Consider the following 20,680-nt stretch of genomic DNA (forward strand, 5'->3'; position numbering starts at 1 on the left):
CGGCCACCGCCCTGCCCGGCCGCGCGTCGCCGCCGACCTGGCGCAGGCGCAGGTCCAGCGCCTGGGCCGCGGTCATCAGTTCCAGCCCCAGCACCTTGCCCAGGTCCCCGGCCATCGCCAGCACGTGGCGTGCTTCATTGGCACCCATCGACACATGGTCCTCGGCGTTGGCCGAGGTCGGGATCGAGTACACCGACGCCGGCATCGCGCGGCTGGCCAGGTCGTTGACGATCGCGGCCGCCGTGTACTGCACGATCATGTAGCCCGACTCGGTGCCGTCCTCGTTGCCGACCAGGAAGCCCGGCAGGCCGTCGCTGGTGGCCGGGTCGACCAGCTTGTTGAGCCGGCGCTCGCTGATCGAGGCCAGCACCGGGATCGCCGCCTTGACGTAGCTCATCGCCAGCGCCAGCGGCATGCCGTGGAAATGCCCGGCGGAAATCACCTGCCGGTCCAGCGGCGCGTCCTGCGCATCCGGGAACACCAGCGGATTGTCGGTGACCGCGTTGAGTTCGATCTCCAGCACGCGCGCGGCCTGGGCCACGGCGTCGCGCACCGCGCCGTGCACCTGCGGCACGCAGCGCAGCGAATAGCTGTCCTGGGGCTGCACCTTCTTGCCCGGCACGCGCGCGTAGGGAATGTCGGCCAGGGTCGAGCCCTGCAGCAGCCGGCGCAGGCGCGCGGCCACGTGCACCTGGCCCGGATGCGGGCGCAGCGCGTGCACTTCCTCCGCGAACGCGCCCAGGCGGCCGGCGAAGGCGTCCACGGTCATCGCTGCGGCCAGGTCGGCGGTGTCGAGCAGTTCCTCCAGCTTCGCCAGCGCGAGCACGCCGGTGGCCAGCATCTGTGCGGTGCCGTTGTTCAGCGCCAGGCCTTCCTTCAATCCCAGCGTCACCGGCGCAATCCCGGCGCGCTTCAGCGCCTCGGCACCGGGCATGCGTTCGCCCTGGTAGAACGCTTCGCCGCCGCCCAGCAGCACGATGGCCAGGTGCGACAGCGGCGCCAGGTCGCCCGAGGCGCCGACCGAGCCGAGTTGCGGCACCACCGGCACCACCCCGGCGTTGAGCATCGCGGTGAGCGCCTGCAGGGTCGACACGCGGATGCCCGAGTGCCCGCGCAGCAGGGTGTTGATGCGGATGCACAGCATTGCGCGGACGACATCGGCGGCAAAAGGTTCCCCGACGCAAACCGCATGCGTCTGGATCAGGTTGCGCTGCAGCTTTTCCGAAGCACCGCGCAAGGCGTGCCCTGCGCCGGCCAGCAGCTTGTCCGCATTGCTGCCGAACCCCGTGGAGATGCCGTACAGCGGCTCGCCGCCGGCAACCTTGCCCTCGAGGAACTCCGCGGCGCGCGCCACGGCCTGCAGCGCGGCCGGGTCGAGTTCGACCGAGGCGCCGTTGGCCACCGCCACCAGCTGCCGGCGCGTGAGCGAGGCGCCATCCAGGCGGATCGACTTCATGCGTCCACCTCGCGCAATGCCGCGACCAGGCCCGCCTCGGCGACCTCGAACTGCTCGCCGCGACGCAGGTCCTTGACCGCGACCACGCCGCGCGCGGCTTCGTCCTCGCCGCGGATCACGGCGAAGCGAATGCCGGCGCGGTCGGCGTACTGCAGCTGCCTGGCTAGCTTGCGCGGCTCGAGCTGGGTCTCGACGTTGAAGCCGGCGGCGCGCAACTGCTGCGAAAGCGCCAGCGCATCGGCCAGCATGGCGTCGTCCATCAGTGCGACCAGCACGTCGACCGAGCTCTCCGCGGTGGCGACGATTCCGGCTTCCTGCAGCTGGTAGAACAGGCGGGTGAGCCCGATCGAGATGCCGACGCCCGGCAGCTTCGACTTGCTGTAGTGGCTGGCCAGGTTCTCGTAACGCCCGCCCGAGCAGATCGAGCCGATGCCCGGATGCGCGTCGAGCACGGTTTCGTAGACGATGCCGGTGTAGTAGTCCAGGCCACGGGCGATCGACAGGTTCAGCGCATAGCGCGATTCCGGCACACCCAGCGCGCGCAGCTGCTGCAGCACCTGGCGCAGCTCGTCGCGGCCTTCCTCGAACAGCGGGGTGCCGCTGCCCAGCGCGTCGAGCCTGGCCAGCGCGTCGTCGTGGCCGGTGGAGCGCACGCGCGAGAACGCCATCAGCCGCTCGACCACGTCGGCGGCCAGGCCGAAGCCCTCGCCCGCCAGCGTGGCCGCCACCGCTTCCTCGCCGCGCTTGTCGAGCTTGTCGAGTTCGCGCAGCACCAGCATCTGCTGCTCGCCCTCGATGCCCTGCCCTTCGAAATACCCGCGCAGCAGCTTGCGGTGGTTGAACTGGATGGTGAACTCGCCGATGGCCAGGCGGTCGAACACGGCGTTGATCACCGCCGGGATCTCGGCATCGAAGCGGGTGGACAGCGTGTCCTTGCCGATCACGTCGATGTCGCACTGGTAGAACTCGCGGAAGCGGCCGCGCTGGGCGCGCTCACCGCGGTACACGCGCTGCATCTGGTAGCGGCGGAACGGGAACGCGAGCTGGTGCTCGTGCTCGGCCACGTAGCGCGCCAGCGGCACGGTCAGGTCGAAGCGCAGGGCCAGTTCGGGCAACCCTGCGTCCGCGCCCGCCTGGGCGGCCTTTTCCAGCGCGCCGGTGGACTGGACGAAATACACCTGGCGCTCGGTCTCGCCCCCGGACTTGGTCAGCAGCACGTCGGTCAGCTCGAATACCGGGGTCTCGACCGGCAGGAAGCCGTAGGCCTCGAAGGTGCCGCGGATCGCGTCGAGCATGCGCTGGAAGGCGACCTGGTCGCGCGGCAGCAGCTCCATGACGCCAGGCGGGGTGCGGGGCTTGATCAAGCGGTGGCTCCAGGAGGCAGGATCTGCCTGTAGTTTAACGTTCCGCCCCTTGCCCGGGACCCGCCCGGGCCCGTAAAATGCGCGGCTCACCTGTCGGGGTGTAGCTCAGCCTGGTAGAGCGCTACGTTCGGGACGTAGAAGTCGCAGGTTCAAATCCTGTCTCCCCGACCATCGATTTCGCGGAAAGCCGGCCCCCGGGCCGGCTTTTTTGTTGCCTGCGGCGCTGGCCGCCGGCCGCCTCAGCGCACCGGCAACTCGATGAAGGTCGCCGCCTCCGGCGTGTGCCAGATCCGCTGGGTGGCCTTGCGATAGTCCTCCGGCTGGGCGAAGAAGATGTTCGGCACGAAGGTCTGCGGATTGCGGTCGTAGAGCGGGAACAGCGTGGACTGCACCTGCACCATGATCCGATGGCCCGGCTGGAACGTGTGGTTGGCATTGGGCAGGTCGAACCGGTACTCCAGCACCTTGCCCGGCTCGATCGGCCTGGCCGTTTCCAGGCTCTCCCGGTAGCGGCCGCGGAACATCGTTAGGGCCAGCGGGAGCTGGTAACCGCCCATTTCCGGCCGCGAGGCCATCGTGTCCGGATACACGTCGATCAGCTTGACCACCCAGTCGCTGTCGCTGCCGGTCGTCGACGCCTGCAGGCGGACCTTGGGCATGCCGGCGATGCGCAGCGGTTCGGTGAGCGGCTCGCTGACCCAGGTCAGCACGTCGGGGCGACCGTCGACGAAACGCTGGTCGTGGACCAGCCAGGTGGTCCAGCCCTCGCGGTCGCCGAAGCTGACCGGGCGCGGCAGGTACGGCACCGGCTTGGCCGGGTCCGAGACGTATTCGTCGTACTCGGCCTGCCCCTCCGCCGGCGCCTCGAACGAAAGCGCGCCGCCGGCGTGCAGGTACAGCGGCCTGGATTTCGCCGCACAGCCCTTTTCGCAGCTGACCGGCCAGGCCTGCAGGCGATCCCAGCGGTCGGCGCCGGTGTCGTAGACCAGCACCGGGGGCGTGTCGGCCTTGGGCGCGCCGGGCACGAGGTACTGGTCGAAGAAGGGCTTGAGCACGTCGCGGCGGAACTGCAGCGCGGTGTCGCCGTTCCACTGCAGCGCGCCGAGCGAGCGGCCGTCGCCCTTGACCTGGCTGTGCCGCCACGGGCCCATCACCAGGAAGTTGCGGTCGTTGCGGCGATCCTTGCCCTCCATGGCCGCGTACGAATGGTTGGCGCCGTACATGTCCTCCTGGTCCCACAGGCCCTGCAGCCACATCGTCGGCACCTTGAGCGGCACGTCGCGCAGCAGCTTGTCGACCGCCTGTTCCTGCCAGAACGCGTCGTAGGCCGGATGTTCGGTGAGCTTGTGCCAGAACGGCACCTGGTCCAGGCCGATGGACTTCGCGTAGTTGGCCGCGGAGCCGGCGCGCAGCAGGGTGGCGTAGTCGTCGTAGCCCTGGCTCGCGACCGGCGAACCGCGCCCGCGCTTGCTCATCTGGCCGACGAAGTAGCCGAACATGACCTGGCGAAACGCGCCATAGCTGAACCAGTCGTCGCCGATCCAGCCGTCGACCATCGGGCTGTACGGCGCAACGACTTTCAGCGCAGGATGCGGATCGAACAACGCCATCGCGGCGGTGAAGCCGTCGTACGAGGAACCGACCATGCCGACCCGGCCGTTGGACTCGGGCACGTTCTTCACCAGCCAGTCGATGGTGTCCCAGGCGTCGGTGGCGTGGTCGGTGTCGCTGTGGTTGAGCGGCCCGCGCAGCGGCCGCGCGGTGACGTAGTCGCCTTCGGAACGATGCTTGCCGCGCACGTCCTGGACCACGCGGATGTAGCCGCCGCGCACGAAGACCTCGTCGTTCTCCGGCAGGACGTCGATCATGTTCGGCGACGCCATGCGCGTGGTGCGCGAGTCGGCGTTGTACGGCGTGCGGCTGAGCACGATCGGCGCGTCTTTCGCACCCCTGGGCACGATGATCACGGTGTGCAGCTTGACCCCGTCGCGCATCGGGATCATCGCTTCGCGGCGCTCGTAGTCGTAGCCGTCGGTCGGCGTGGCGAAGGCGGACGGAATGTCGGGCGTTTCGGCCGAAGTCTGCGCCATGGCAGGCGCCGCGATGAACAGCAGCAGCGGCAGCAGGCAACGGGACAGGCGGAGGCAGGCAGTGCGCATGTCGGAAAATCCCCGGTGGCGAAGCACCGACTTTACGCGATCTGCGCCGCCGCACGCATCAGCGCAGTGCCGCCAGCCTCGCACGCAAAGCATCCAGGCGCATGTCTCCGGCGGCACCGGGCGATACCCGCGCGGCAAGGCTCGCTTGCGGATCGCCGCCTTCCCAGCGCGAGGGATCGGCGGCCTGGCGATAGGCTTCGCGGAACGGCATGCCCTGTTTGGCCAGGTCGAGGGCGAGATCGGTGGCGTACATCGAGGGATCCAGCGCGGCACGCATCGCTTCCGGCCGCCACTGCATGCGACGCAGCAGGTCGGGCAGCAGCGCCAGCGCCTGCAGGCCCTTGCCGAAGCCATGGAACAGGGCGCCCTTGCTGACCTGCAGGTCGCGGTGGTAGCCCGACGGCAGCGACAACAGGTGCTCGATCTCGGCCTTGGCCGCCGCGACGCTGGCATAGGTGCCGCGCAGCAGTTCGACCACGTCCGGGTTGCGCTTGTTGGGCATGATCGAGCTGCCGGTGGTGTACTCCGGCGGCAGCGCGACGAAGCCGAACTCGGCACTGGTGAACAGCGACAGGTCCCAGGCGACGCGGCGCAGGTCGAGCATGGCGCTGCCCAGCGCTTCCAGCGCCGCCAGTTCGAACTTGCCGCGCGACACCTGCGCATAGGTGGCCGCGACCTGCATGCGGCCGAATCCCAGCGCCTGCGTGGTGTGGTCGCGGTCCATCGCCAGGTTCACGCCGTAGCCGGCCGCGCTGCCCAGCGGATTGGCGTCGATCCATGCCGCGGTATCGCGGGCGCGCTGGGCGTCATCGATGAAGGCTTCCGCCCATGCCGCCCACCACATTCCCGCCGAGGACACGACGGCGCGCTGCAGGTGGGTATAGCCGGGCAACGGCAGGCCGGCCTCGGCGCCGGCGCGTTCCAGTGCGATGCCGGCGCATTCGTGCGCGAGCGCGTGCAGCGTCGCGAGCCTCTCCTTCAGCCACAGTCGCGTCGCCACCAGCACCTGGTCGTTGCGGCTGCGGCCGGTGTGGATTCGCTTGCCGGTGTCGCCCAGGCGCTCGACCAGTCGCGCCTCGATCGCCGAATGGCCGTCCTCGTAGCGGCCGTCGAGAACGAAGGCGCCGCTGCGGAAATCCTCGGCCAGCGCCGAGAGTTCGCGCGCGATCCCGGCCAGTTCGTCGGCCGACAGCACGCCGATGCGCTGCAGCCCCTCGGCGTGCGCCTGGCTGGCGGCGATGTCGTGCAGGAAGAACTCGCGGTCGAGGATGACGTCGTCGCCGGCCAGGAAGGCCTGGATCTTCGCGTCTACCTCGACGCCGGGTTTTTGCCAGAGCAGCTCGCTCATGTCGTCTCCATCGCGGCTTCCGCCGCTCCCACGATGCCCGAAAACTCGGGCAGGCCGAAAGCGAGGTTGAGGTTCTGCAGCGCCTGGGTAGCGGCGCCCTTGAGCAGGTTGTCCTCGGTGGCCACGACCACCAGGCGGCGGCCGTCGGCCGACAGGGTGAAGCCGCCGATCTCGTCGTGGTGGCGGCCGGCGATGCGGCTCACCCACGGCGCGTCGCCGTCGACCACGCGCACCAGCGGCTCGGCGTCGTAATGGTCGTGGTAGCGCGCCTGCACCTCGTCCAGCGTGAACGGCCGCGACAGGTGCAGGTTGGCGGTGATGGTGATGCCGCGGAAATGCGGCGCCACGTGCGGCATGAACTCGACCGGGTGACCGAGCCGGCGCGTGACCTCGCGCTCGTGCACGTGGCCGGTGAGCGCATACGGCATCAGGTTGTCGCGCAGCTTGTCGGGGTCGTTCCTGTCGGACGGCGTGGTGCCCGCACCGGAGTAGCCGGACACGCCGAAGCACTGCACCGGCCCGTCCAGCACGTCGAGCATCGGTGCGATCGCCAGCTGCATCGCGGTGGCATAGCAGCCCGGGTTGCTGATCCGGCGCTGGCCGGCATGGCCGTCGCGGGTCAGCTCCGGCAGGCCGTAGTACCAGCCGTCGTCGAAGCGATGATCGGCGGAAAGGTCGACGATGACCGGGTCGACGCCCGCGGCGTCGTAGGCGGCGACACAGGCGGCGGCGTGGCCATTGGGCAGCGCCAGCACCACCGCGTCCGCCGGCAACGTCGGCAGTTGCTCGTGCTCGAGCGACACATAGCGCGCGTCGCCGCGATACGCCGCCACATTGTCGGCAACGCGCTGCCCCGCCAGGGCGCGCGAGGACACGAAGGCCAGCTCGAACCGGGGATGGCCCGCGACCAGCGCGATGAGTTCGGCGCCGGTATGGCCGCGCGCGCCGACGATGCCCAGCTGGAGGGCCGGATCAGCCATGGGGGTGGCGCTCGAGCTTCTGCTGCAGGCCAGCCTTCACTGCCGGCCATTCGCTGTCGAGGATCGAGAAGCAGACCGTATCGCGCAGGCTGCCGTCGCGATGGCGCATGTGCTGGCGAAGGATGCCCTCCTCCTTTGCACCCAGACGCGCGATGGCGGCACGCGATGCGGTATTGAAGGTGCTGGTGTGGAAGCCGACGCTGGCGCAGCCCAGCGCTTCGAACGCGTGGCCGAGCAACAGCAGCTTGGCGTCGGTGTTCAGGCCGGTGCGCTGCACCGAACGCGCGTACCAGGTGTAGCCGATGCACACGCGCGGGGTCTCGGGCAGCAGTTCGTAGTAGCGGGTGCTGCCGACGACACGGCCAGCGGCGTCGCGGACGACGAAGACCAGCTGTTCGCCCGCGGCCTGCTTCGCCAGCGCGCCCTCCAGCCACGCCCCGACGTCTTCGGGCCTGGGCACGCTGGTGAACCACAATTCCCACAGCTTGCCGTCAGCGGCAGCCTCCGCGATGCCGTCCGCATGCCCGGGCTGCAGCGGTTCCAGGCGGACATGCCGCCCCTGCAGGACCGGCGGCGTGCTCCAGTCGGTACTCATGCGGGTTCCTCCAGGGTCGCCGGGCGCGCGGCGCAGTGCGCAATGCAACGGTCGATGGCCGCCAGGTCGTCGAAACCGTACCAGAACACCTTCCAGCGCGGCTGCTTGACGCAGCCGTCGCACTCGGCGAAGTAGAAGGCATTGACCGGGTTGCCGCGGCGCGAGCGCCAGAACAGCCGCGGCACCTGCTCGCGCATCACTTCCCATACGGCGCGCCCGAGGCCTTCGCCCTGCGCGTCGTCGAGCACCGCGAACTTGTCCAGGTAAATGCCCTCCTCCTCACTGGTGAGGATGACGGCAGCGCGGTAGTTCTCGCTGACGTAGGCGCGATGCAGCGCGGTGCGCTCGAAATAGTCGTCGGCCAACTTGCGTCCGAATGCGGACTCCACCAGCTGGCGCAGCCGCGGCAGGTCGAGTTCGTCCCATGACGCCGCCTGCAGCACGCGCTCGCCGCGACGCACCAGGGTGCCGGATCCCTTGTGGGTGAACAGTTCCTTGGCCAGTTCGGCGGGGCGCGTGATCGACACCGAGGACGCCGGCGGCAGTCCGTCGAGCAGCAGCTTCACCTGCTCGAGCTTGACCCGCATGCCGCCGTCGATCCACGGCTGCGCCATCAGGTGCTCGTACTGCGTGGTGAGGTTGATCGAATCGATGATCCTGCCCTCGCCGTCCAGCAGCCCGCCGGTACCGGTGAGGAACACCACCTTGTAGGGCCGCAACTGCTGCACCAGCGCGTTGGCCGCGTAGTCGGCGTTGATGTTGAGGATCTGCCCGCCGCTGGTCTCGCCCAGGCTGGCGATCACCGGAATCGAACCGGCCTGCAGGCTGGCCTGGATCGGCGCCAGGTGCACGCCGGTGACGTTGCCGACCAGGCCCAGGCTGTCGCGATCGCGGTAGTCGGCTTCGAACACGCCCGACACGATCGAGGTCGCGCGCCCGTCCTGCGCCTGCAGCGCTTCGACCAGCTTCAGGTTCTGCGCGTGGAAGACGCGGCGCACGATCGCCAGCGCCTCCGGCGAGGTCACGCGCAGGCCGTCGACGGTGCGCTTCTCGATGCCCGCGGCCGCCAACTCGACGTCCAGCTGCGGGCCGGCACCGTGGATCACGATCGGGGTCAGGCCCACGTCCTGGAGGAACGCGAGCGACGAGGTCAGCGCATCGAAGTCGTCGCGCAGCACGGCACCGCCGACCTTGACCACGGCAAAGCGCGCCGCGTCGAGCTGCGAGAAGCGCTTGAGGTACTGCGAGATCTCCTTCGCTCCGCCCATGCTCGACAGCAGGCGGACGATGGTCTGGCGGGTCTGGCCGCCATGGATGGGGGCGTGCTGGATGTTCATTGCAGGATGCGGACGATGGACTCGGTGTAGTTGCGCAATTGCCGCAGCGACACCCACTCGTCGGCGCAGTGCGCCTGGGCGATGTCGCCGGGCCCGTAGACGATCGCGGTCATGCCCGCGCGGGAGAACAGCGAGGCCTCGGTCCAGAAGTCGACGGCGTTGCCGATCGGCAGCTGCAACTCGTCGGCCAGGTCGCGCGCCCGCAGCCGTTGTTCCTCGGCGGTGGCCACGTCGCCGCCCGGCAGCGACGGCCCGCGGAAGGTCTCTTCATAGCGTTCCAGCGCGCCCTCGGCGCAGGCGCCGAAACGGGTGTGCAGGTCGTCGACGTCCTGCGACGGCAACGGGCGGAAGCCGAAGCGCACCTCGGCCTCCGGCGCGATTACGTTGGCCTTTATCCCGCCTTCGACCTTGCCGATGTTGAAGCGCAATCCGGTCAGGCCGCCGAAGCGCAGGTGCGATTCGCCTTCCACCAGGTCCAGCGCGCGTGCGCCCCAGCGCACCGCCTGGTGCAGCGCGCTGGCCTGCAACGCGCCGGCGCCGGATGCATGCCCGGCCTCGCCCTTGAAGCGCAGCAGAACCGAACTGATGCCGCGGTGGGCCAGGACCGCCTCGCAACGCGTGGGCTCGGCGACGATCGCTTCGGCGTAGCCATGGCCGGCGGCCAGGAACGCGGCAATGCAGCGCGGATCGTTGGCCTCCTCGTCGCTGCTGAACAGGAACGCGGCATCGCCGCCGGTGGCGTTGGCCGCGGCAATCAGTCCTGCCGCCGCGGCCTTGATGTCGCAGGCGCCCAGCCCGACAGCGCGCTGGTTCTCGATCCGCAGGGTGAAAGGATCGGCGCTCCACGCCGGCGACGAAGGCACCGTGTCCAGGTGCACGTTGAACACCCGCGTGGGTCTGCCGCGCACCGCCAGCAGCGAGATCGCCCCGTCGCCATGATCCTGCAGCGTGCAGCGGAACCCCGGCAACTGCGCCTGGATGTACGCGAAGATCCCCGTCCCGATCGCCCGCGGCGGATTCCGCGTATCGAAGGAAACGAGCTTCTCCAGATGCCCGAGCACACGAGATAGCAGCAGATCGCCTGAAACGCCCATTCCCTGTTCCCTGTTCCCTATTCCCCGTTCCCGCTCTTGCCGTTGATCCCTGCCCACAACGTGCTGCTCATCCCGAACAGCTTGATGAAGCCCTCGGCCTCCTCCACGCCCCAGTCGGCCGACTGCGCGTAGGTCGCGCCGGCGGCGTTGAGGATGTGCGGCGAACGCACCGCGACCGCCTCCACGCGCCCGCCATGGGTTTCGAGCACGACTTCGCCGTTGACCATGCGCTGCGACGAGGCCAGGAAGGCCTCCAGGTCGGTCTTCAGCGGATCGTGGAAGAAGCCCTCGTACACCAGCTCCACCCACTTGCGCGCCAAGTCCGGCTTGAAGCGGTTCTGCTGCTTGCTCAGCACCGCCTCCTCCAGCGCGCGGTGCGCGACCAGCAGCGCGGCCAGGCCCGGCGCCTCGTACACGATGCGGCCCTTGAGGCCGATGGTGGTGTCGCCGGTGTACATGCCGCGGCCGACGCCGTACTGCGCGAACAGGCCATTGAGGTGGGCCAGCAGCTGCGGGCCGGAAATCGCTTCCCCGTCCAGGGCCACGGCTTCGCCGCCGACGAAGCGCAACGCGATCCGCAGCGGTGCTTCTGGCCATTCCGCGCGCGGTGCGCACCAGCCGCGCGCGCCTTCGCCCGGCGCCTCCCAGCGGTCGATCTCGCCGCCGGACATGGTGATGCCCAGCAGGTTCTCGTTGATCGTGTAGGCCTTCTGCTTGGCCTGCACGCCGTAGCCGCGTTCCTCCAGGTAGGCCTGCTCGTACTCGCGGGTGCGGGTGTGTTCCTTCTGGATCTCGCGGATCGGCGCCACGATGCGGTAGTCGCCCGAGGCCTTCACCGCCAGGTCGAAACGTACCTGGTCGTTGCCCATGCCGGTGCAGCCGTGGGCGATGGCGTTCGTGCCCAGGTCGCGCGCGCGCGCCAGCGCGGCGTCGACGATCAGGTACCGGTCCGACACCAGGAGCGGATACTGGCCCTGGTAGCCCTCTCCGGCCCACACGAACGGCTTGACGAAGCCGTCCCAGATCGCGGGACCGCCATCGATGGTGAGGTGCGATGCCACGCCGAGCTCGGCGGCGCGCGCCTCGATCGCCGCGCGTTCGGCCGCGTCCACGCCGCCGGTGTCGGCGAACACGGTATGCACGTTCCAGCCGCGCTCCTTCAGGTAGGGCACGCAGAACGAGGTGTCCAGGCCGCCGCTGAAGGCGAGCACGATGTCGCCGGAAGGGCCGGGAATGGGGAATGGGGAATGGGGAATGGCCGGATCAGTACTCATCGAAGCTTCTCGTGGAATGGGAGGACGGGATCAGTGCGGTTGCAAGGTCAACTCATTCCCCTCATTCCCTATTCCCCTCATTCCCGGCCGCTTGCGCAGCAAGCGCCGCCATGACCGCCTTCTGCACGTGCAGCCGGTTCTCCGCCTCGTCGATGGCGATGCAGCGCGGGGAATCCATCACCGCGTCGGTGGCCTTGACGTTGCGGCGCAGCGGCAGGCAGTGGCTGAACACCGCGTCGTTGGTCAGGGCCATCTTTGCCTCGTCGACGATGAAGTGCCGGTAACGGTCGCGGATCGGCTTCTCAGCCTCCCAGTTGCCGAAGTACGGCAACGCGCCCCAGCTCTTGGCATAGACCACGTCGGCACCGGCGTAGGCGGCTTCGATGTCGTGGCTGACCTGCAGCGAGCCGCCGCTTTCGGCCACGTTCTGCTCCGCCCAGCCCATGTAGCGCTCGTCGAGCACGTACTCCGGAGTCGGACACAGCAAGGTCACGTCCATGCCCATGCGCGTGGCGATGGTCAGCGCCGAATTGGCGACGGCCGTGTTGAGGGCCTTCGGATGATATGTCCAGGTGAGCACGTACTTCTTCCCGCGCAGGTCGGCGTTGCCGAAGTGCTCCTGCAGCGCCATCGCATGCGCCAGTTCCTGGCAGGGATGGGTGATGGTTTCCATGTTGATCACCGGCACCGTGGCGTACTTCGCGAAGCCGCGCAGCACGCGGTCCTGCCGGTCCAGCGACCAGTCGACGAATTTCGGGAACGCGCGCACGCCGATCATGTCGACGTAGCGGCTGAGCACCCTGGCCACCTCGGCGATGTGCTCCTCGGCGTCGCCGTCCATGACCGTGCCCAGGTCGAACTCGATCGGCCATGCGTCCTTGCCCGGCTGCAGCACGACCGCGTGGCCGCCGAGCTGGAACGCCCCCAGCTCGAAGCTGGTGCGGGTGCGCAGCGACGCGTTGAAGAACACCAGGGCAATGGACTTGCCCTTGAGCGCATCGCCGGCAGGGTGGCGCTTGTAGCGGGCAGCCTCGGCCAGCAGTGCGTCGAGTTCGGCGCGGCTGAGGTCCTGGGTGTTGAGGAAGTGGTTCATGGTTGGGAGACGGGAGAAGGGAGAAGGGGCAAGGCGAAAAACAAAAAAGCCCAGCGCGGGGGCTGGGCTTTTTCCTGGATGCAGGGATGCGTCCGGAGTTCCCCAGCGGGGGGGAATTCCGGTCGGCGCGCGCGCGAAGTCAGGCCCGCCGCCATGCGGGCGGAGGTCAGGACGACGGCGGTGGCGGCGTGATGGTTCATCGGGCGCGCATCGTCGCATGGCGGCGATGGGGGCGCAAGGCCGGAAGCCATGGGTTCAGTCGGAGCCCGGCGGCGCGACGTACGGCTGGATCGAGACCTGCACCCGCAGGCGGTTGCCCGGGTCGTAGGGCAGGCGCGAGCGGTACTTGAGGCCGCGGTAGACGTAGTCCACGTCGTAGGCGATGGGGCGCTGGAACTGGCGCTGGACCGGCACCATCTCGCAATTGGGCGGCAAGGGAGCCGGCGCGCGCGAGGCGTGCGGAGGCGTGGCCTGCCCTTCCGGGTCCGCAGGCTCCTGCGGGGAGGTTTCCACCACCTTGCCGTCGCAATGCTGTTCCATGCGCGTGGCGGTCAGGGTCTGGTAGACCGGTTGGACCCGCAATACGTGGGCATAGCCGGTCCGGACGCTGCGCCTGGCTTCCTGGCCCAGGACGGGCGCCGACGCCGCCAGGATGGCGAGCAGGAAGCATGCCGTTGGAAAGCGCATCGTCGACGGGAACCAGTGGGGCACGGAACCGGGAGTGTATGCCAAGGCGATGAACCGAGTCTGATAGGGCCAAGCCCGGAGCGGGCCGCCACGATAGAATCTGCCGATTACCTGCACGCCCCCCTGCACGTCCCCGACATGAGCCTGCACCTCTACAACAGCCTGACACGGCGGGTCGAGCCGTTCGCGCCCCTGGACCCGGCCTGCCCGACCATGTACCTGTGCGGGCCCACGGTCTACAACTACGTGCACATCGGCAACGCGCGCGGCCCGGTGGTCTTCGACGTGCTGGCCGCCCTGCTCCGCCGCCGCCATGGCCGCCTGCGGTACGCCCGCAACATCACCGACGTGGACGACAAGATCAACGCCGCGGCCAGGCAGGCCAACGTGCCGATCTCGGCGATCACCGACCGCTATGCCGCGGCCTACCGCGAGGACATGGCCGCCCTGGGCGTGGTGCCGCAGGAACTGCAGCCCACGGCCACGGCGCACATCCCGCAGATCATCGCCATGATCCAGGCGCTGATCGAGGGCGGCCACGCCTACGAGGCCGAAGGCCACGTGCTGTTTGCGGTGGAAAGCTACCCGGACTACGGCAAGCTGTCGCGGCGCGATCCGGAGGAAATGCTGGCCGGGGCACGGGTGGAAGTGGCGCCGTACAAGCGCAACCCCGGCGACTTCGTGCTCTGGAAGCCGTCCTCCGACGACCTGCCGGGCTGGGACTCGCCGTGGGGCCGCGGCCGCCCGGGCTGGCACATCGAGTGCTCGGCCATGGCCGCCACGCACCTGGGCGAGACCATCGACATCCACGCCGGCGGCATCGACCTGCAGTTCCCGCACCACGAGAACGAGATCGCGCAGAGCGAGTGCGCGCACGGCGGCAAGGTGTTCGCGCGCTGGTGGCTGCACAACGGCATGCTCGAATTCGGCGGCGCCAAGATGTCCAAGTCGGTCGGCAACATCGAGCGGGTGCACGACCTGGTGCGCGAGCACCCGCCCGAAGCCCTGCGCCATGCCCTGCTCGCGGCGCACTACCGACAGCCGCTGGACTGGTCGCCTGCGCTGGTCGAGCAGTCGGTGCGCACCCTGGACCGGCTGTACGGCACCCTGCGCGACCTGGGCGATGTCGAGGCCGAGGCGGTCATTCCCGCCGCGGTCGAGGCCGCGCTGGAGGACGACCTCAACACCCCGGGCGCACTCGCGGCGATGGCCGGCATCGCCTCGGAAGCGCGCAAGGCATCCGACCCCGCGCAGCGCGCGCGACTGAAGTCGGAACTGCTCGGCGCCGGCCTGGCGCTGGGCCTGCTGCAGCAGGATCCGGCGGCGTGGTTCGCGCGCGGCGCGTCCGCAGAGGACGATGCGCGCATCCAGGCGCTGGTCGACGAACGCACGGCGGCCAAGCAGGCGCGCGATTTCGCCCGCGCCGACGCGATCCGCGCGCAGCTTGCCGACGAGGGCATCCAGCTCGAGGACACGCCGCAGGGCGCCAGGTGGACCCGCAAGGCCTGATGCACGGATGAACGCCACCACGCCCTTTCCGCTGCCCTTCCCGCTGGAGCCGACGGCTGCCGAAGCCCAGGCGGCGATCGCCGCCGAGTTCGCGTTCTTCGGCGACTGGGCCGAGCGTTACCAGTACCTGATCGACCTGGGCCGCAAGCTGCCGGCCTTCCCCGATGCGTGGAAGATCGAGGCCAACCGCCTGCACGGCTGCCAGTCGATGGTCTGGATCGTGCCCGACGGCGACGCGTCGCGGCTGGAGTTCGCCGCGGTCAGCGATTCGGCGATCGTGTCGGGGCTGGTGTACCTGGCCCTGCGCGTCTATTCCGGCCGCCCGGCGGCGGAAATCGTGGCTACCGAACCCGGGTTCGTCGAGGCGATCGGGCTGGCCAGGCATCTCTCCCCGACCCGCAGCAACGGCCTGGCCGCATTGCTCGGGTTCATCCGCGCGCGCGCCGAAGAGGCGCTCGCCAAGCCGTGAAGTCGCTGCTGCCTGCGCCCGACTCGCCGTTGCGCAACGGCTCGTTCCTGCAATTGATGGCGTTCCGCCTGTGTTCGATCCTGTCCTACCAGGTGGTGGCGGTCACCGTCGGCTGGCACGTCTACGAGATCACGCGCAACCCGTTCTCGCTCGGCCTGATCGGCCTGGCCGAAGTGATTCCCTATTTCTGCACGGCGCCCTTCGCCGGCCACCTCGTCGACCACGTGCACCGGCGCAGGCTGGGCATGCTCGCGTGCCTGCTGCTCGCCGTGACGCCAATGCTGCTGGTAGCGGTCACCCTGGGCTGGCTGCCGGTGAGCGGTACCTGGGCGATCTATGCCGCCGTCGCCCTCACCGGTTCGGTGCGCGCGTTCCTGAGCCCGGTCTACAACGCGCTGTTCGCGCGCGTGCTGCCGCGCCCGCAGTACGCGAGGGGCGCGGGCTTCGGCAGCGTGATCTTCCAGGCAGGCCTGGTGGTAGGCCCGGCGCTCGGCGGCGCGCTCACCGGCTTCTCCGGCAAGCACGTCGCCTACGCGGCCGCGGTGGGTTTCGCCCTGGTGGCGATGGTGGCGGTGCGCACCCTGCGCGTCACCGAACCGGCGCCGCCGCCGAAAATGCCAGTGCTGCGCAGCATCGCCGAAGGCGGGCGCTTCGTGTGGGGGCACCAGGTGCTGCTCGGTGCATTGGCGCTGGACATGTTCGCAGTGCTGCTCGGCGGCGCGGTGGCGCTGCTGCCGGCCTTCATCAAGGACATCCTGCACCAGGGCCCGGAAGCGCTGGGCATCCTGCGCGCGGCGCCGGCACTGGGCTCGATCTGCGTCGCCTCGTGGCTGGCGCGCAAGCCGCTGGAGCGCAACGCCGGCCGCATCCTCCTGTACGCGGTCGCGGGCTTCGGCCTGTGCAACATCGGTTTCGGCCTGTCGACCAGCTTCTGGCTGTCGGCCGCCTTCCTGCTGTTCTCCGGCGCCTGCGACGGCGTCTCGGTGGTGATCCGCTCGACCATCCTGCAACTGGCCACGCCGGACGAGATGCGCGGACGGGTGTCGTCGATCAACGGCATCTTCATCGGCTCGTCCAACGAGCTCGGGGCGTTCTACGCCGGCTCGATGGCGCGCCTGCTCGGCCTGGTGCCGGCGGTCGTGCTCGGCGGTTTCGTCACCATGACGGTCGCCGCCGTAACGGCACGCCGCGCCCCGAGGCTGAAGAACCTCGACCTCACGGAGCTCCACTGAGCCGGGATCCGATTCCCGGCTCCCGGCTACCGTTTCCCGGCTCCCCGCAGTTCCTTCAGTCGCCGATCTGCTTCTGCAGGTGTTCCCAGCGTTCCTGCTCGTCGATCGTGCGCTCGGCGGTGAGGCGCGCTTCCAGTCGGTCCAGGCCGATCTCCTCGCCCGAGTCCACGCTGTAGCCGTACTCGCCCGCGTCCACGCGCTTGAGCGTGCTGTCGATCTTGCCGATCAGCTTGCGGTAACGATCGCGGGTACGCAGCTCCAGCGAGTTCTCGGTTTCGCGGGTGGCGCGCTCGGCTTCGTCGCCGACATCGCGCACTTCGTCCTTGAGGTTCTCGATGGTCTGCTTGGATTCCTCGACCAGGTCCGCGCGCCACTGCAGCAGGCGCTGGCGGAAGTACTCGGTCATCAGCGGACTCATGTACTCCTCTTCCGCGCTCGGCCTGTAGCCTTCGGGCACGATCGGACGACCGTTCTCGTCGGTCTTGTACGGAACGACCTTGACCTTGGTACGCGGCGCAGGCGCGGACGGCGCGGCGACGCGCGCGACCGCGACCTTGCCGATCGGGCGCGGCTTGCTCGGCGCGCGCGAAACCGGCGTCGCTTCCACGGGCGCCTGCTTGGCGGCGCGCGACGCAGCCTTGGCGACCGGACGCTGCGCAGGCTTCTTCGCTGCGGGAGCCGGTGCCGGCTTCTTCGCGACCGGGGCCGGCGCCTTCTTCGCGACCGCCTTCTTCACCGCGGGCCTGGCCACGGGCTTCGGGGCAGCCTTCTTCGGCGCCACCTTTTTCGGTGCGGCCTTCTTCGCCACCGGCTTCTTCGCCGGCGCGGCCTTCTTCGCGACCGGCTTCTTCGCAGGCGCGACCTTCTTCACGGCGGCCTTCTTCGCCACGGCTTTCTTCACCGCGGCCTTCTTCGGTGCCGGCTTCCTGGCGGGCGGAGCCTTCTTCGCAGCCGGCTTGCGCGCGGCCTTGGTTGCGGCTGGCTTGGTCTTGGCTGCCTTGGCGGCCTTCTTCGCGGGTTTTTTCACTGCCACGAGCGGCGTTTCCTCTTGAATTCCCTTGAGGTGGGAAAGCGCGCTGTTATACCCTGCCCGGACAACAGCGGCAACCACGCAAGACTGCACGGGGCCGCGTCCATTCATCGTGATCGCACGCATCCTCATTTTCCTGCTGCGTGGCTACAAACGCTGGCTCAGTCCCCTGCTGGGCCCGCGCTGCCGGTTCGTGCCTACCTGTTCTGAGTACGCGATGACCGCCCTCGGCCGGTTCGGCGCCCTCAAGGGCAGCTGGCTGGCCCTGCGGCGCATCCTGCGCTGCCATCCCCTGCACCCCGGCGGCCACGATCCCGTCCCGCCCGCGCCCACTGGAGCCCCTGAATGACCACCGCAGATCCGTCCACCGATACGCTGATCGTCAACGCCCGGCTGGTGAACGAGGGTCGCGAGTTCGAAGGCGACCTGCGCATCCGCGACGGACGCATCGCCGAAATCGGCACGGGCCTGGGCGCGCGCCAGGGCGAAACGGTGGTCGACGCCGCGGGCCGGCGCCTGCTGCCGGGCATGATCGACGACCAGGTCCACTTCCGCGAACCGGGCCTGGAGTACAAGGCGGACATGGCGGTCGAATCGGCGGCCGCGGTCGCCGGCGGGCTGACCAGCTTCATGGACATGCCCAACACCAACCCGCCGACGCTGGATGCCGCCGCGCTGGAGGACAAGTACCGCCGCGCCGCCGGCCGCGTGTGGGGCAACCACGGCTTCTACCTGGGCGCGAGCAACGACAACATCGAGGCGATCCGCGCGCTCGATCCGCTGGCCGCGCCGGGCATCAAGGTGTTCATGGGGGCATCCACCGGCAACATGCTGGTCGACGACCCGGCGACGCTGGACGCGATCTTCCGCGACGCGCCCACGCCGATCATCACCCATTGCGAGGACACGCCGACCATCGACGCCAACCTGGCGGCGTTCAAGGCGAAGTACGGCGACGACAACATACCGGTTGAGTGCCACCCGGACATCCGCTCGCGCGAAGCCTGCATCAAGTCGACCCGGCTGGCGCTGGAACTGGCGCGCCGCCACGACGCGCGCCTGCACGTGCTGCACATCTCCACCGCCGACGAGCTGGCGCTGTTCGAACACGGCCCGCTGGTGCGCGCCGACGGCAGCCGCAAGCGCATCACCGCCGAGACCTGCATCCACTTCCTGCGCTTCGACCGCGACGACTACGCGCGCTTGGGCAACCTGATCAAGTGCAACCCCGCGATCAAGGATCCGGCGGACCGTGAAGCCTTGATCGCCGCGCTGGCCAACGACGCCATCGACGTGCTCGCCACCGACCACGCGCCGCACACCTGGGAAGAGAAGCAGCGCCCCTACGCGCAGGCGCCCAGCGGCCTGCCGCTGGTGCAGTACGCGTTGCTGGCCGCGCTGGAGCTGGTGCACGAGGGCCGCATCGACACCGCGCGCGTGGTGCAGAAGGTGTCGCACGCCCCTGCGCAGTTGTTCGACGTCGCCGAGCGCGGCTTCCTGCGCGAAGGCTATTTCGCCGACCTGGTGCTCATCGACGACACGCCGCTGACGGTGCGCCGCGAAGACGTGCTCTCCAAGTGCGGCTGGTCCCCGTTCGAAGGCACGACCTTCCGCTCCCGCATCGCCTCCACCTGGGTCAACGGCCAGCAAGTCTGGAACGGCACCGCCCTCACCGGCACCCCCGCCGGCCAGCGCCTCCGCTTCGCCCGCTAGCGTCGGGCGGCTTTTCTTTTGACGCGGATCAACGCGGATCAGAAAGCGGATCCACGCAGATACGGCCAAGGGGCGGCGTCGCACGCGGAATCAAGCGAGATACCGACACGCTTCCTCAGGCCACTATCGCCCTATCCGCGTTGATCGCTTCTCAAAAATCCGCGTTGATCCGCGTCAAAAAACTATCTCCGGGCGCGACTCACCCGGAGACGCGGGCGACGGCGTCGTGGGGGTGCAGGGATTCGTAGTGCGAGACGGTGGCGGCGAAGCGTTCGACGCGGGGGTCGGCCTTGAGTACTGCGGCGATGCGGCGCGCGGCGTCCTCGCAGAACATCAGGTTGGCGGCGTTGAGTTCGGCGAAGGCCTGCTCGTCCTCGCGCTTGACCGCGGTCTGCACAGGCGTGCCCAGCGCGTCCTCGAGCGCGTCGACCAGCGACGCGACCGGCACCTCGTCGAACGACGGGCGCAACTCCACGCGCACCTGCGCACGGCTGCGCTGGGCGTGCGGCGTGGCGGCCATGCCGCGTTCCGACGCCAGCCAGTCGCGCACCACTTCGGTCGACAGCGGGCGGGCGACGGCGAAATCCTCGGCGAAACGCTGCGCATTGACCTGCCGCGACAGCGCAGCCGACGCCGGACAGGTGCTGGAGTATTCGACTTCCAGTGCCAGCGCGACCTTCAGGTGACCGTCGACGAGCTCGGCCTCGACGACCACCGGGTAGTTCTTCCAGCCGGAGTGGCTGCTGGCCAGCGCGTCGCGGCGCAGCAGGTGGTCGTAGCGCAGGACCACGCGCGCCGCGCCGGACAGCCCCTTCTGCGACTCGACGAAGGCCGCCAGGACCTTGCGCAGGCCGCCGGGCGTGATCGCCTCGCTGGCGAATGCCTCCTGCAGGCGCAGGTACAGGCGCGACATGTGGATGCCGCGGGCGTCGGCATCGCGCAGGTCGACGGCGACATCGACCCTGGCGGCAACCTGCACCACCGACCCGCCGGGACCGGGGATCCGGATCGGCAGGGCGATGTTGTCCATCCCGACCCAGTCCAGCGGGCGTGCAAGGGCCACGGCGTCGTTGGCGACGTCTGGCAGCGATGTGGGAGTCACGGGGGGAGTCATGTTCGCCATTGTACCGGGTGGGTTCCGGACCACTGGCCTACGGTTGCGGAACGCTGTGTCGCCCACGTGCGGCGCTCCAGGCCAGGGCCAGGCTGCGCCAGCGCGAAGGCGGACCGGCCTTGTCGCGAGCCAGGCGCCGCAGGCGTTCGCGCAGGACCGCGGCGTAGATGCGGCTGGCGCGCGTGCCCTGCCCCGGCGGCCATGCCTGCAGCAACTCGTCCGCCCA

18 protein-coding genes, 1 tRNA gene and 1 pseudogene are annotated in these 20,680 nt (G+C 69.4%); 6 read left to right on the top strand and 14 right to left on the bottom strand.

The features are described from left to right. Both QAA18_RS09500 and hisS read right to left on the bottom strand, forming a co-directional pair. The coding region (locus tag QAA18_RS09500) for an aromatic amino acid ammonia-lyase (protein ID WP_279412689.1) at positions 1–1,456 on the bottom strand (1,456 nt) is incomplete at its 3' end. Continuing rightward, positions 1,453–2,820 carry a histidine--tRNA ligase gene (gene hisS / locus QAA18_RS09505; protein ID WP_279412690.1) on the bottom strand — a complete coding sequence of 456 codons (1,368 nt, stop codon included), beginning with the start codon at positions 2,818–2,820 and terminating at the stop codon, positions 1,453–1,455. The genes hisS and QAA18_RS09500, both read right to left, overlap by 4 nt. Before the next feature lie 94 nt (positions 2,821–2,914). On the opposite strand from hisS, the gene QAA18_RS09510 reads away from it, so the two are divergent. Next, positions 2,915–2,991, top strand: a tRNA-Pro gene (locus tag QAA18_RS09510). 68 nt (positions 2,992–3,059) lie between these two features. Here the strand turns inward: QAA18_RS09510 and QAA18_RS09515 are convergent. From QAA18_RS09515 to QAA18_RS09555, 9 genes are all read right to left on the bottom strand, one after another. Further along, positions 3,060–4,910 carry a CocE/NonD family hydrolase gene (locus QAA18_RS09515; RefSeq protein ID WP_279412706.1) on the bottom strand — a complete coding sequence of 617 codons (1,851 nt, stop codon included), beginning with the start codon at positions 4,908–4,910 and terminating at the stop codon, positions 3,060–3,062. Positions 4,911–5,037: 127 nt separating this feature from the next. Next, positions 5,038–6,327 (bottom strand): argininosuccinate lyase, encoded by a 1,290-nt coding sequence (gene argH, locus QAA18_RS09520; protein WP_279412691.1) that lies wholly within the window; start codon positions 6,325–6,327, stop codon positions 5,038–5,040. Next, entirely contained in the window at positions 6,324–7,307 is a 984-nt protein-coding gene (gene argC, locus QAA18_RS09525) for an N-acetyl-gamma-glutamyl-phosphate reductase (RefSeq protein WP_279412692.1), read from the bottom strand. Before argC ends, argH begins: the two co-directional genes overlap by 4 nt. Beyond that, positions 7,300–7,902, bottom strand: a complete 603-nt coding sequence (locus QAA18_RS09530; RefSeq protein ID WP_279412693.1) for a GNAT family N-acetyltransferase — start codon at positions 7,900–7,902, stop codon at positions 7,300–7,302. Before QAA18_RS09530 ends, argC begins: the two co-directional genes overlap by 8 nt. Further along, positions 7,899–9,239 carry an acetylglutamate kinase gene (locus QAA18_RS09535; protein WP_279412694.1) on the bottom strand — a complete coding sequence of 447 codons (1,341 nt, stop codon included), beginning with the start codon at positions 9,237–9,239 and terminating at the stop codon, positions 7,899–7,901. The genes QAA18_RS09530 and QAA18_RS09535 overlap by 4 nt, the downstream gene beginning before the upstream one ends. Next, positions 9,236–10,333, bottom strand: coding sequence for an acetylornithine deacetylase (locus tag QAA18_RS09540; RefSeq protein ID WP_279412695.1), 1,098 nt, complete (start codon positions 10,331–10,333; stop codon positions 9,236–9,238). The genes QAA18_RS09535 and QAA18_RS09540 overlap by 4 nt, the downstream gene beginning before the upstream one ends. A 17-nt stretch (positions 10,334–10,350) precedes the next feature. Then, entirely contained in the window at positions 10,351–11,607 is a 1,257-nt protein-coding gene (locus tag QAA18_RS09545) for an argininosuccinate synthase (RefSeq protein WP_279412696.1), read from the bottom strand. Positions 11,608–11,668: 61 nt separating this feature from the next. Beyond that, on the bottom strand, positions 11,669–12,700 hold the full coding sequence (locus tag QAA18_RS09550; protein ID WP_279412697.1) for an N-acetylornithine carbamoyltransferase: 1,032 nt from the start codon (positions 12,698–12,700) through the stop codon (positions 11,669–11,671). A gap of 255 nt (positions 12,701–12,955) precedes the next feature. Continuing rightward, a complete protein-coding gene (locus tag QAA18_RS09555) occupies positions 12,956–13,411 on the bottom strand; it encodes a hypothetical protein (RefSeq protein ID WP_279412698.1) in 456 nt (151 codons plus the stop codon). A 114-nt stretch (positions 13,412–13,525) separates the two neighbouring features. On the opposite strand from QAA18_RS09555, the gene cysS reads away from it, so the two are divergent. The 3 genes from cysS to QAA18_RS09570 are packed head-to-tail and all read left to right on the top strand — an operon-like array spanning position 13,526 to position 16,597. Beyond that, positions 13,526–14,896 (top strand): cysteine--tRNA ligase, encoded by a 1,371-nt coding sequence (gene cysS / locus QAA18_RS09560; RefSeq protein WP_279412699.1) that lies wholly within the window; start codon positions 13,526–13,528, stop codon positions 14,894–14,896. A gap of 7 nt (positions 14,897–14,903) precedes the next feature. Beyond that, the gene (locus QAA18_RS09565; RefSeq protein WP_279412700.1) at positions 14,904–15,365 is read left to right on the top strand and encodes a SufE family protein; all 462 of its coding nucleotides are present in this window, start codon (positions 14,904–14,906) and stop codon (positions 15,363–15,365) included. Continuing rightward, positions 15,362–16,597: an MFS transporter gene (locus QAA18_RS09570; RefSeq protein WP_279412701.1), complete on the top strand. Its 1,236-nt coding sequence runs from the start codon at positions 15,362–15,364 to the stop codon at positions 16,595–16,597. The genes QAA18_RS09565 and QAA18_RS09570 overlap by 4 nt, the downstream gene beginning before the upstream one ends. A gap of 55 nt (positions 16,598–16,652) precedes the next feature. Here the strand turns inward: QAA18_RS09570 and dksA are convergent, their stop codons facing one another. Next, positions 16,653–17,630 (bottom strand): RNA polymerase-binding protein DksA, encoded by a 978-nt coding sequence (gene dksA / locus QAA18_RS09575; protein WP_279412702.1) that lies wholly within the window; start codon positions 17,628–17,630, stop codon positions 16,653–16,655. 109 nt (positions 17,631–17,739) lie between these two features. Here dksA and yidD point away from each other — a divergent pair, with 109 nt between their 5' ends. Together yidD and QAA18_RS09585 are read left to right on the top strand one after the other, a co-directional pair. Further along, the gene (yidD, locus tag QAA18_RS09580; protein ID WP_279412703.1) at positions 17,740–17,976 is read left to right on the top strand and encodes a membrane protein insertion efficiency factor YidD; all 237 of its coding nucleotides are present in this window, start codon (positions 17,740–17,742) and stop codon (positions 17,974–17,976) included. Further along, positions 17,973–19,340, top strand: coding sequence for a dihydroorotase (locus QAA18_RS09585; RefSeq protein WP_279412704.1), 1,368 nt, complete (start codon positions 17,973–17,975; stop codon positions 19,338–19,340). The genes yidD and QAA18_RS09585 overlap by 4 nt, the downstream gene beginning before the upstream one ends. A 199-nt stretch (positions 19,341–19,539) precedes the next feature. Here the strand turns inward: QAA18_RS09585 and folE2 are convergent, their stop codons facing one another. After that, the gene (gene folE2, locus QAA18_RS09590) at positions 19,540–20,454 is read right to left on the bottom strand and encodes a GTP cyclohydrolase FolE2 (protein WP_279412705.1); all 915 of its coding nucleotides are present in this window, start codon (positions 20,452–20,454) and stop codon (positions 19,540–19,542) included. A 37-nt stretch (positions 20,455–20,491) separates the two neighbouring features. Further along, a pseudogene (locus tag QAA18_RS09595) lies at positions 20,492–20,680 on the bottom strand (hypothetical protein); the annotation flags it as partial.

This window comes from Luteimonas sp. 8-5, from assembly GCF_029763755.1.
In the GTDB taxonomy this organism is placed as follows: Bacteria; Pseudomonadota; Gammaproteobacteria; order Xanthomonadales; family Xanthomonadaceae; genus Cognatiluteimonas.